Origin of the sequence: Mesorhizobium sp. M1A.F.Ca.IN.022.07.1.1, assembly GCF_003997575.1 — a bacterium.
Lineage (GTDB): Bacteria > Pseudomonadota > Alphaproteobacteria > Rhizobiales > Rhizobiaceae > Mesorhizobium.
The window spans coordinates 1-11,583 of record NZ_RZST01000186.1; the positions used below are offsets into that span (position 1 = coordinate 1).

The 11,583-nt window shown below is 57.9% G+C and carries 6 protein-coding genes and 5 pseudogenes; 9 read left to right on the forward strand and 2 right to left on the reverse strand.

From position 1 onward, the window contains the following. Nucleotides 1-436: M20/M25/M40 family metallo-hydrolase (locus EOA75_RS20050; RefSeq protein ID WP_127324976.1), on the forward strand; the 436-nt coding region annotated here is incomplete at its 5' end. 670 nt (nucleotides 437-1,106) lie between these two features. Here the strand turns inward: EOA75_RS20050 and EOA75_RS20055 are convergent. Further along, nucleotides 1,107-1,568: an Lrp/AsnC family transcriptional regulator gene (locus EOA75_RS20055; protein WP_127324977.1), complete on the reverse strand. Its 462-nt coding sequence runs from the start codon at nucleotides 1,566-1,568 to the stop codon at nucleotides 1,107-1,109. Nucleotides 1,569-1,857: 289 nt separating this feature from the next. On the opposite strand from EOA75_RS20055, the gene EOA75_RS20060 reads away from it, so the two are divergent. The 6 genes and pseudogenes from EOA75_RS20060 (at nucleotide 1,858) to EOA75_RS20080 (ending at nucleotide 10,150) form a co-directional block, all read left to right on the forward strand. Continuing rightward, on the forward strand, nucleotides 1,858-3,048 hold the full coding sequence (locus tag EOA75_RS20060) for an aminotransferase class V-fold PLP-dependent enzyme (protein ID WP_164747461.1): 1,191 nt from the start codon (nucleotides 1,858-1,860) through the stop codon (nucleotides 3,046-3,048). Nucleotides 3,049-3,086: 38 nt separating this feature from the next. Further along, a complete protein-coding gene (locus EOA75_RS20065; protein ID WP_127324978.1) occupies nucleotides 3,087-4,232 on the forward strand; it encodes a M20 family metallopeptidase in 1,146 nt (381 codons plus the stop codon). 910 nt (nucleotides 4,233-5,142) lie between these two features. Further along, nucleotides 5,143-6,021, forward strand: coding sequence for an ectoine/hydroxyectoine ABC transporter substrate-binding protein EhuB (gene ehuB / locus EOA75_RS20070; protein ID WP_348628671.1), 879 nt, complete (start codon nucleotides 5,143-5,145; stop codon nucleotides 6,019-6,021). A 382-nt stretch (nucleotides 6,022-6,403) separates the two neighbouring features. After that, nucleotides 6,404-6,577, forward strand: a complete 174-nt coding sequence (locus tag EOA75_RS34130) for an amidohydrolase (RefSeq protein ID WP_164747462.1) — start codon at nucleotides 6,404-6,406, stop codon at nucleotides 6,575-6,577. A gap of 153 nt (nucleotides 6,578-6,730) precedes the next feature. Further along, nucleotides 6,731-6,953, forward strand: a pseudogene (locus EOA75_RS20075) (transposase); the annotation flags it as partial. Between the two features lie 183 nt (nucleotides 6,954-7,136). Then, nucleotides 7,137-10,150: pseudogene (locus EOA75_RS20080) on the forward strand (Tn3 family transposase). Between the two features lie 4 nt (nucleotides 10,151-10,154). On the opposite strand, the pseudogene EOA75_RS20085 reads toward EOA75_RS20080, so the two are convergent. Then, nucleotides 10,155-10,322 (reverse strand): annotated as a pseudogene (locus EOA75_RS20085) (transposase); the annotation flags it as partial. Between the two features lie 101 nt (nucleotides 10,323-10,423). Between EOA75_RS20085 and EOA75_RS20090 the strand changes: the two are divergent. Next, nucleotides 10,424-11,503, forward strand: a pseudogene (locus EOA75_RS20090) (IS110 family transposase). Beyond that, nucleotides 11,467-11,583, forward strand: a pseudogene (locus EOA75_RS20095) (enoyl-CoA hydratase-related protein); the annotation flags it as partial. The pseudogenes EOA75_RS20090 and EOA75_RS20095, both read left to right, overlap by 37 nt.

The window sequence follows — 11,583 nt, forward strand, 5'->3', positions numbered from 1 at the left end:
CGCCGCCGAGGCGAGGCTGAAAGGCACGGTCCGCAGCGGGCATGAATCGACCCGCCAGCATGCTTGGAAGAGGCTGCGGCAGATCGTTGAGGGCCTCGCTTCAAGCCACAATGCCAGTGCCGAGGTGGACCTGAGGCGTGGCGAACCGCCGGTCATCAACCACCCTGACATGGTCGAGATCATCCGCCGAACCGGTGCCGACCTGCTGGGGCAGGACAACATGCTGAGCGCGCCGGGCTGGACCGCAGCCGATGATTTCGCCTTCTATAGCGAGAAGTGCCCGTCGGTCTATTTCCGGCTGGGCATCCGCAACGAGGAGCTCGGAGCGATCTATCCACTTCACCATCCACGGTTTCGAGTCGATGAACAGGCGCTGTCGATAGGCGCTGTTGTCCTCTGCAACGCTGCCCGAAATTTCTTGTTGCCTCAGAGCTAGGGCAGGTCACCTATGGTTGAAATCCGCAGCTCTCGCCGGCGCCCACTGACTTGCCAGCCAGCGACTCGTGGCGCAGCGGCGTGAGGCCGAGCCATGCCGCGAAGTCGCGTCATCTCTTGAAAGTCTTGGCAGAAGGCGCCAACGCGCAACGGCAGTCGCGCTTGTCGGCTTTAGGCAGGGATGGTCATCAATCGCTTGGCTTCCATCATCCCTGGCGCGCCGAGCATCCCCCGGTCGAGCTCAGCCACCCCTCACCCTCCCCTCACCCGGTGGCGGAACTGTTCCACGAGCAGAGACAGGATCCGGGGTACGGCTTCGGCACGCATCGCATCGTCAGATCGCTTCGGCGCAGCAGCACCCTTCTTGTGCCGTAGTTCCGCGATGATGATGGACCTCTGGATGATCGGAAGTTGCCTGGATATATTCAGCGATGTGCCGGACCCCGCAAGACTTTGACCGCGCAACGGCCCGTTGCCGGAGATTTTCGTTGCCTTTGCAGCGGCACCTTGTGAGGAGACCGCCCGGAAATGGACCTGCCTGCCAAGAAGGTCGCCACCGGCGATTAGTGCCTCAGCCGAGCCTTGCCCGGCTGGGTGATCACCGGATGAACGCAGCTTTTCCGGATGACTCGAAAACCGCAAACAGCGCGAACCCGGATGCAGTGCCGGCACTATTCCTCAATAGGCAAAGCTAATGATGCCTTGATCCGGTCCATCACGACCATCGTCTTGACTGCCTTGATATCAGACTCGTGAAAAAATCGACGGGTAAATGCCTCATACTCGGCCATGTCCCGCACAGAGATCATGAGAACGAAATCGGCTTCGCCCGTTACATAATACGCACTCATGATCTCAGGCGTGCGCCGGACCGCTTGCTTGAACCGATCAATGATATCTACCCGCTCGCGCTCCAGACTGATAGACGCCAGCATGAGCATGGGACGACCCACGGCTTGTGGGGAGACTATGGCAACGTCAGCCTCAATCACACCATCATCGCGCAGTCGCTTCAGTCGCCGCTGACAAGCGGTCGCAGAAAGGCCCGCGAGGTCGCCCAATTCGGCTGTCGTAAGGCGATTGTCGCGCTGCACGGCGTTGAGAAGCTTCCGATCAACTCGATCCAGGTCCATTTCACGATCACTGCAAAAAATAACATTTTCGCGCAGAAAAACTGCTTGCCTAGCGCGATATTAGCCTGACTTCCACAATGATCAAGCCATAAAATGATCTGATCACCGAAAGGCATTTGCCTCTCGGTGGTGAACCTCTTGTCCTTGTAAATTCGGCTGAATGGTATGGTCGCCCGCAAGGTGGCTCGACCGCTCCTTAAAATGGCAATTTCGACTCATAACTGTAGAAATTGGGCATCATGAGTAGGTTTTGCATTCTCAACCCACGAACACGGATCTGATAACGAGCATGACAAACCATTTTCTGCCCTTGGACCTCCTTCGACAGGAGTTTCCGGCCACTGAAAACGCCATTTACATGGATGTTGCAAATCAGGGGCTTATATCCAGAACGACCCGAACGTCTATGGATCAGCACCTCGACAATAGACTGAATGGCCTGAATGACGAAGAAAGAATGATGCAACTTGTCGAGCGGACTCGCTCCAGGTTCGCCAAATTCATCGCGGCCGAAACAGATGAAATCGCTATCACGAAGAACGCTTCGGAAGGCATCAATATAATCGGAAACGCGATTGATTGGAGGCCCGGAGACAATGTTGTACTGTGCCGGCAATTGGAGCACGCCAACAACATCTTGCCTTGGCTGCAAATCAGGGACAAGCATCGAATTGAACTTCGCATTGTAGAAGCTGATAGCGGTGCAATTCCGTGCGATGCTCTTACCAAGGCCATCGATTCTCGCACTCGTATCGTCACACTATCGACGGTCACAATGGTGCCAGGCTTCAAGACGGTGATGGAGCCGATTGCTGAAGCTTGCAAGCGGGTTGGCGCTTTTCTTTTGGCCGACGCGTCGCAGTCCGTCGGTATTTTGGATACCGATATCACTCGGCTTGGTGTCGACGGTTTGGTGGCATCGTCTTACAAGGGGTTAATGGGGCTCTATGGGTTGGGATTTCTGTATTGCCGCCGAGAATGGGCCGATCGCCTGAGCCCTGCCTACCTCGCGCGCTTTAGTGTCGATCTCGGGGATGCACCAGAATCGGCTCCCATATTCGATTCGGTAAAATTGCGCGCCGGGGCGCCGCGCTTTGAAATTGGCCATTACAATTTCCCGGGCGTAATAGCGGTCCACGCATCAATCGGACAGCTGATGGAAATCGGCACGTTGGCAATTGAACAAAGCGCGACATCGGTTGCAGGACGGCTTGCATCGGGCCTGTTAGATCTCGGGCTACCCGTTTGCGGCGGGGAACCAGGCAATCACACCGGAAGTATTGTTGCTCTCGGAAATCCAGCAGCACTTGCTGGTTCGCGCGAAGCCGACAGCCGCATTCATTCGCTTCACGAGCATTTGTTGAAGAACCAGGTGATCGTCTCGGTCCGCCGGGGAATGCTGCGCTTTTCGCTTCATCTTTACAACACTGCAGACGATGCTGACCAAGTCGTCGCTCTGGCAAAGCACTGGCTGGCATAGCCGCAAGCTTGCATTCTCAAGGAGGGATAGGAGTATTTATGTCGTCCACAAGCACACAAACGGTCGAACTTCTCAAGCAACTCATCAGAATTGAGAGCATCAACCCGTCAGCCTCAGCAAAGGGAAGCGGAGAGCAAAAGATCGCCGAGTTTCTCGAGGCTTTTTGCCGGGAGCGGAACCTACCGTATGAGTATCAGGAAGTCACGGACGGCCGTGCGAACTTCTTTACCTGGGTGCCAGGGCAGGATCCTTCCAAGCGCGTCTTGTTCATATCGCATATGGACACGGTACCTGTCGATAATTGGGTGGCAGACCCTTTTTCTCCTGAAGAATGGGAAGGGCGGATATATGGGCGAGGAAGCTGTGACGACAAGGGCCCGTTGGCCGCGATGTTGATGGCTCTCACCACGCTCGGAGAACGTAAGCCCCGAGCCACGATCGTCCTGGCTGCAAGTGTTGACGAGGAGTATCGGAAGAAGGGGGCGCGAGCAATTGCTCAATCAGGTGTTTCATACGACGCTGCGGTTGTTGGTGAGCCGACTGATTTGGAGCTTGTGGTCGCACATAAGGGCTCGGTTCGCTGGCAGGTTGAGGTTGAGGGTGTGCCCGCTCACAGTTCCAAGCCTCATCTGGGAGTGAACGCGATTACAGGAATGGCAAAGGTCATTCTGGCGCTCGACAAAATCAATGAGACTTTGTCCCAACGGGTGCATCCGTTGGTTGGCCCCCCAACGCTCACAATTACCCTGATTGAAGGAGGGGTAGAATTGGCGACCGTACCGCCATCGTGTCGTGTCTGGATCGATAGACGACTCACGCCGGGAGAGCGACCGGCGGATGCCCTTCAGGAAGTTGAGAACATACTGGAAAAGCTGCGCCAAGGTCCGGATAAGATCAACGTGCGTTCTTTGCTACCTGCTTTGGAAGATCCAGCACCTCCGAGTGCGGAGGGCACGAAAATCGCCGCAGTGGCGGCTAAGGCATGTGCAGAAGTCGCAGGAACGGGCAAGCCCTTTGGGGTTCCTTATGGCACGGATGCAAGCCAGCTTTCGTTGGCAAACATTCCCTGCGTCATTCTGGGGCCTGGGAGTATCGATCAGGCTCATACCGCCAACGAATACGTGGAAATAGACCAAGTGACTAAAGCGGTCGAAATCTACCAAAAGATTATGCTCAGTTACTAGAGACAATTCGAACCCTCACGATCAGACAAGGATGGTAGCGGGCCCGGCGATGACGTCGGGTTCGCTGGAGCAGCGCATTCGCCGTAGATCGATTGTCGACGCCGTATCGAGCCCCTCACGCTACCACCCCGAGCGGCAAGAGTTTTCCGCGTTCAGACGGATCTGCCGGCTCCGGGGTGCTGCGGTCGGCATCCCTCGCCTAAATGACGCTATCTCGAAGCTTTCTGCAATACCGACATGCACCACGCGTCGCACGTGATCGACGCTCCGCAGTTCGGATCAGCAACGTTAACGGTGAAACTAGAGTAGCTTGCCATAGCTCCCTCAAGTCCCAGCGATCCGAGTACCTTGACGCCCCCACGAACAGCAAGGAAGCGCGCCGCTTGCCAAGCCTGCTGCCAGGCTGACGAGTCGGTGCTGGGCTACCCGGAAGGGCCACGCCTCCTGCAGAAAGTGCCACGGCTGGTCCAATGACTGCCGCGGCTCCCGTCCGATGGTGGTTGCGCTTAGCTTTGCCCATCACGCACGGCTTACAGGAGAGTGAGGCAACGCACGCTCTGGGGGTAGTGTCTGGTCACGCCCTGCCGTTTACAAAACGATCAACTGTCGAGGGACCCCACCTCAGGCGTTCAACAGCGTCCTACAGCACGTCAAAATCGCCGATTTCCTGCGCGCATTAGTGAAATTCCGCATAATCGTGGTCTGCAAGGCTGCTATTTTTACTAGGCGGGAAAAGCTGTCAGACATTCGACTCGAGAAAGAAGTTCTCCTGATGTCGCGACGTGACTTTCAGCCTGCCAGAGACGGGAAACTGCCGCGTTCTGGTCCATGTAAAAGCACTGGCTCGACGTCCTCTCCACAACGTCATCCGGCGGGACCAGCGGCCAAGCGCAATGGAAGGAACTTTCAAATGAACATGTGGCGATGCTTGGGGACTAGGAGCAATCTTTTCAGACGTGTATTTCTGAACGTGGCTGCGTTGGGTATGGCGGCCCTCGCGACGGCAGCGTTCGCTGGGTCTGCGTCGGCTCAGTCGCTGCTGGACAAGATCAAACACGGCGAAACAGTCCGGCTTGGCTTCTCGAACGAACCTCCATTTTCCATTCCGGGGCCAAACAACGAGCCACTCGGCTGGGTGAACGCAATGGCGCTGGACCTTCTCAAAAAGCTGGGCACCGCCAAGGTCGAGCCGGTTGTGACCGAATGGGGTTCGCTCATCCCCGGCATGCATGCCGATCGCCTCGACATCATCACCGGCGGCATGTACATCCTGCCAGATCGCTGCCGCAACGTGCTGTTCACCGAGCCGCTCGCTGTTCTCAGTGCAGCTCTCATTGTTCCGAAGGGCAATCCGCAGAACCTGCAATCTTATAAGGATCTGCGCGAGAAGGGTCTGACCGTCGCCACGGGCGCGGGCTGGGACGACGTTCAGAATGCTCGCAAGGCCGGCATCGCCGATGAGAAGATTTTACAGGTTGCCGGATCCGCAGAGGTCCTGCAGGCCGTGAAGGCTGGCCGCGCGGCCGCGGGTGTAGGCGACTTCTTCACCATGAGGGAGTTCGCCGCCAAGGACGCCAGTATGGATGTAACCGGGCTGCTTCCCGATAGTCCCAAGGGGTATCCGGCCCTCGCCTTCCTGCCCAACCAGCAGGCTACGGTCGACGCCTTCAACGCGGCGTTAAAAGACTATATCGGGTCCAAAGAAATGATGGAGTCAGTCGGCAAATACGGCTACACCAAAATCAACCTCCCGGACGGCACCACGGCAGCCGAGCTCTGCAAGGCCTGAGATCTAGGCGAGATGCGCCATAATACGCTAAATGTCTCCCCGACCTTGGTCGGGAGACACTTAGAGGGGGGCCGAAGCTTACATTATTTCATTCCTGGGCTCGCTTTTCCCCCCGGACTTTCCAAGGATGAAGGGCTGCTCTGTGGGGCGCGATAGTCACGCAACTCGTGCTTTGGTCGGCCATTGCGATTTCGCTCGCCGTCCCGAGCCCTAAGGGCCCGGTGCCACTGAAGAATTCGTTCGCGCCAGCGCTGTACTGACGCTCAGTGTTCACATTTCCACAAGGGATGGCTTAAAAAGACGCGAGGCAGCTTTGGACAATGAAAGAAATTCCTATGTCCCTCCAAAATTGTGTCGCCGACCTCAGCTCAGACATTGTTGCATGGTGCGCGAGATTCACGCGCATCCCGAACTATGTTTTCACGAGCAAAGAATGTCAGCGTTCGTGCCGGCGACTGCGCGAATTGGCTGCGACGAGGTCATGACCAGCTTCAGCAAGGCAGGCGTCGTCGGCGCCGTGATGGCCGCCGCGACCTTCGATCTAATTTGGGGATAGGGCAGGCGGCATAACGGCAAACTCAACCGACTGCCGAGGAAGAGACTATTTCTGCCCTATGCTTGCAAGATCCAAGGCATCATGGATGTGACCTGCCACGGGTAATTTCCTCCATCTGAGATTAGAGTCCGGCCTCGATTGAAGGACGGAGTGATGAAGAGAAAGCGGTTTACGGAAGAGCAGATCATCGCGGTTCTGCGTGAGCATGAGGCGGGAGCAAAGGCGGGCGACCTGGCGCGCAAGCATGGGATCTCCGAGGCGACGCTGTATAACTGGAAGGCGAAGTATGGCGGGATGGGACGTCTCCGATGCCAAACGGCTGAAAGCCTTGGAAGACGAGAACGCGAAGCTGAAGAAGCTGCTCGCCGACCGGATGGGGTCAGAACAAGAGCAGTGCGAAATCGTACGCTAACGGGGAACGGCACGTGAACTGTGCCGTAGTACGGAAACCGGCGCATACGATCCCTGTGGACTGCCATCGCATCGGGCCAGATTTGATTTATTCGCGCTCCCGACTCGACAAAGCTCCTAGCCTATTGGTGGTGCACGGAGTCGGGCGATGGGTAAACGGAAGCTTCTCAAGGCTCAAGAACGACCGAAGCTCTTCGATGTGCCGGCTGACGAGGACAGCCTAATCCGACACTATTCGTTGTCGCCGGCCGATCGGCTTGAAGTTGGACTGCGAAGGCGAGAGCACAACCAGCTTGGCTTCGCCGTTCAACTCTGTCTGATGCGATATCCAGGCAGAGTGCTAGGGCTCGACGAAATTCCGCCTCGCGCAATGCTAAAGTACGTTGCTGAACAGATCGGCGTCGACCTGGATACTTTCGCACTGTATGCGCGCCGTGAAGAAACCCGCCGCGACCACACGGCCCGCTTGATGGTGTATCTGGATACGAGAAGCGCGACAGGGCAAGACCGTCGAGCCGCTCTATTGGCTGCGATTCAAAGGGCCACGATGTCCGACGACGGTGCTGCGATAGCCAGTTCCCTTGTCGCGACGTTTCGTGAACGTGGGTCTCTTCTGCCCGCCATCGACACGATCGAACGCATTGGTCTTGCCGCCCGCGCCATTGCTCGTCGACGGGCAGAAAGAGCGCTGCTCGAAGAAATCTCGGTCGATACGCTTCAATCATTGGATAGGCTGTTGGAGGTTGATCCGGCGATCAGCCAAACCCGCTTTCATTGGCTGCGCTCGGCACCCGAAGCGCCAGGTGCGTCAAACCTGGTCGGACTGACAGAACGGATCGCTTTCCTGCGCACGCTGGAGATCGATCCGAAATTGCAGATGCGGATTTGCTCGGGTCGGTGGGACCAGATGATCCGTGAAGGGAACGCCACGCCGGCATGGCTGGCCAACGATTTCAATGCGAGTCGCCGGCACGCTTTGATCGTGGCGCAGGTTATCAAGCTCGGCCAGAAGCTCACCGACGATGCAGTGTCGATGTTTATCAAGCTGATGGGTCGCCTGTTCTCGCAAGCCAATAACCGCAAGAAGCAGCGACACATGGACTGCAGACCGGATGCCGCCAAAGCGCTGCGCATGTTCCTCAACACGATCACTGCCCTGCAGTCCGCCAACGACTATGGTCGGAACGCGTTGGACGTTCTAGATCAGAAGGTCGGCTGGCATCGGCTGCTCCGCATGAAGCCTGAGCTCGAATCGATGGTCGATGACAACGAGGCGTCGCCCTTGGCCTTGGCGGCCGAGCAATGTGCGACAGTCAACAAGTATGCAGGGGCGTTCCTGCGGGCGTTCACGTTCCAATCGGCGCGGCGACACGATCCGCTTCTTGCGGCAATTTCGCTGCTGAAACGCCTGTATGCGGAGAGCCGTCGGACACTCCCGGATCGCGTCCCGGTCACCACCTCAGCCAGGCCGATCGAAGACTCATCTTCGAGCAGGAGAAGTCCGATCGCCGGCTCTATGAGATTGCAACGCTAGCGGCTTTGCGAGACTGGCTTCGCTCTGCTGACATTTGGGTCGACGGCAGCCGATCGTTCCGGCCGCTCGACGAGCATCTGATGCCGCGGTGGACATTCACCACAATGAAGGAAGAGGATCGGCTCGGATTGGGCATCCAGGTTGACGGCGCAAAGTGGCTGGCCGAAGCGCGGCAGATGCTCGACTTCAACCTGAAGCGCCTGGCGCACAGAGCACGGTCAGGGAAGCTCGAAGGTGTTCGCCTTGAGGCCGGCACCTTAGTCGTCACGCCGACCGCTGGCGAAGTTCCTGCCGCCGCCGAGGAACTGAATGCCGAGATCAGCGATATGTATCCAATGGTTGAAGTTCCCGACCTGTTGAGGGAAGGGCACGATTGGACCGGTTTTACGGACCACTTCACGCATGTCCGCACAGGCGACGTCCCTAGAAATGCCTCAGCAATGCTGGCCGGCGTGCTGGCCGATGCAACCAATCTCGGTCCGAAACGGATGGCGAGCGCATCCAAGGGCATCAGCGCTCACCAGATCGGCTGGATGCGCACGTTCCACGCCCGGTCGGAGACCTATCGCGCGGCGCAAGCATGCATCACCGATGCGCACACTCGTCACCCGCATGCCCGACTTTGGGGCAATGGAACGACCGCGTCATCCGACGGGCAGTTCTTTCGCGCGAGCGATAGAGCGGCGAAGCGCGGCGACGTCAATCTGCACTACGGCAGCGAGCCGGGCTCGAAGTTCTATAGCCATCTGTCAGATCAGTACGGCTACTTCAGCATCTTGCCGATCAGCCCGACCGAAAGCGAGGCAGCCTATGTGCTCGACGGGCTGTTCGATCAGGACATGATCCTCGACATCCAGGAACACTTCACCGATGCGGGCGGTGCAAGCGACCATGTCTTCGGACTGTTCGCTCTGATCGGCAAACGCTTTGCACCTCGGCTACGCAACCTCTTCCACACGTTCGAGAAAGGAGATACATACCCAGCGCTGTCGAACCACATTGGCGCGCCGATCAACGCCACCCTGATTCTCGACCATTGGGACGATCTGCTCCATCTGGCGGCGTCAATCACGACGCGATCAGTGGTGCCGTCTACAATCCTTAAGAAGCTGTCAGCATCACCGAAGGAAAGCCAGCTCGCAAAGGCGCTACGGGAACTTGGCCGGATCGAGCGATCGCTGTTCATGATCGAATGGTACTCAAGTCCAGCGCTACGCCGGCGTTGCCAGGCCGGCCTCAACAAGGGTGAGGGGGCACATAAGCTGAAGCGCGCCGTCTTCTTCCACGAGCGCGGTGAGATCCGGGACCGATCGTTCGAAAGCCAGGCCTTCCGCGCCTCGGGCCTCAACCTCGTCATCAGCGCGATCGTGCACTGGAACACGGTCTACATCGAACGGGCCGTCACCCACTTACGCAACGTGCGTCGCGAGATTCCGGATCATCTGCTCAAGCACATCTCGCCGCTGAGCTGGGAGTACAGCAATCTGACAGGCATCTACACCTGGGATAGCGAGCAGCATCTGCCGGAAGGTTTCCGGTCGCTTCGCCTTCCAGCTGGTTGCGGCGGGCTGCCTAGAGTTCCCGCTTCGTTCGCCTTAACGTACGATTTCGCACTACTCTTGTTCTGACCCCGAACCAGCGGCTCTGGACTGAATCGGGTTGGTGACGCCGCCACAACCAAGCCAGTTCAATCGCCGCCGTCCGCAGGCGCGGATTGCCGGTCGCCGAGATCGCCTGTTCGTGAGTGATCTGGCCGCTCTGCCAAGGACTGGGCGCCGGCCCGGCGTAAGCGGCTACTTGGGGTCAGCGCAAGATCTGCTCCTGATCGATGGGATGGAAGGCTCCCGCTCCGCTGGTGCTAGGTTGGCATCGGTTAGGATGGACAAACCGGGAGCGTTCGAATGGAAGAGATCTCTACCGTTGGCATCGACCTTGCGAAGCCGGTGTTTCAGATTCATGCGATTGATGGCGCAGGCAAAGTCGTTATCCGGCGCCAGTTGCGACGCCAGCAGATGTTGAAGTTCTTTGAGCAACTGGCACCTTGCCGGATTGGGATGGAAGCATGCGGGACTGCTCACTATTGGGCGCGAACTTTCGGCCTTTGGGCACGACGTGCGGCTTATGCCGCCGGCCTATGTAAAACCCTATGTCAAGCGACAGAAGAACGATGCCGCGGACGCAGAGGCGATCTGTGAGGCAGTGATGCGCCCGACGATGCGCTTCGTGCCGATCAAATCGGTCGAACAGCAAAAGCGGCTATGCTGCATCGCTCACGAGCTCTGCTCGTCAAGCAGCGGACGATGCTTTTGCATTCGATCCGTGCCCATCTCGCCGAGCTCGGCATTTCCACTGGGGCCGGGATCAGCCAGATGACCCGCGTCACCCGGGAACTCGCGCAAGGCGAGCGCACCGACCTACCGGAACTTGCCCGGTTCGTGCTCGAAGCACTGGCGAAGCTGGTGTGCGACCTGACACAGAGACTTCAGACGATCGAAAAGAAACTGGTCTCCTGGCATTACCGAAACGATCTATCCTACCGGCTGGAGACCATTCCTGGAGTGTGCTTTGTCACAGCCTCAGCGCTCGCTTCTATCGTTCCTGACCCGGAGGTTTTCAGATCAGGGAGACATTTCGCCGCCTGGCTGGGCTTGGTGCCGCGACAAACTTCGTCTGGCGGCAAGACGCGCCTCGGTCGTATCAGCAAGCAAGGAAATCGATACATCCGGCAACTGCTCATTCTTGGTGCAACATCGGTGCTGCGATATGTTCGCCGTGATGGCGGGTCGAGCTGGATCGGCGGCTTGTTGCGTCGCCGGCCGCCAAAGGTTGTCGCCGTGGCTCTTGCCAACAAGATGGCTCGTATCGCATGGTCAATCATGAGGCGCGGCGGTGAGTATGAGGAAATCAACGAACTGAGAACGGCCCAGCAAATGAGGGGGAGGACTGGGTCCGCGAAGGTCACCGTGTTTTCGACGCGCTAGCTCGACTTCGGGTGCCTCTTATCGCTGCGCTAAATGGCTCGGCCTTCGGTGGCGGGCTCGAGCTTGCTGCAACAGCAGAC

Coding starts and splice junctions, on each gene's coding strand:
- EOA75_RS20065 (WP_127324978.1), top strand. CDS start 3,087: ATGTCGTCCACAAGCACACAAACGGTCGAACTTCTCAAGCAACTCATC.
- ehuB (WP_348628671.1), top strand. CDS start 5,143: ATGAACATGTGGCGATGCTTGGGGACTAGGAGCAATCTTTTCAGACGT.
- EOA75_RS20060 (WP_164747461.1), top strand. CDS start 1,858: ATGACAAACCATTTTCTGCCCTTGGACCTCCTTCGACAGGAGTTTCCG.
- EOA75_RS20055 (WP_127324977.1), bottom strand. CDS start 1,568: ATGGACCTGGATCGAGTTGATCGGAAGCTTCTCAACGCCGTGCAGCGC.
- EOA75_RS34130 (WP_164747462.1), top strand. CDS start 6,404: ATGGTGCGCGAGATTCACGCGCATCCCGAACTATGTTTTCACGAGCAA.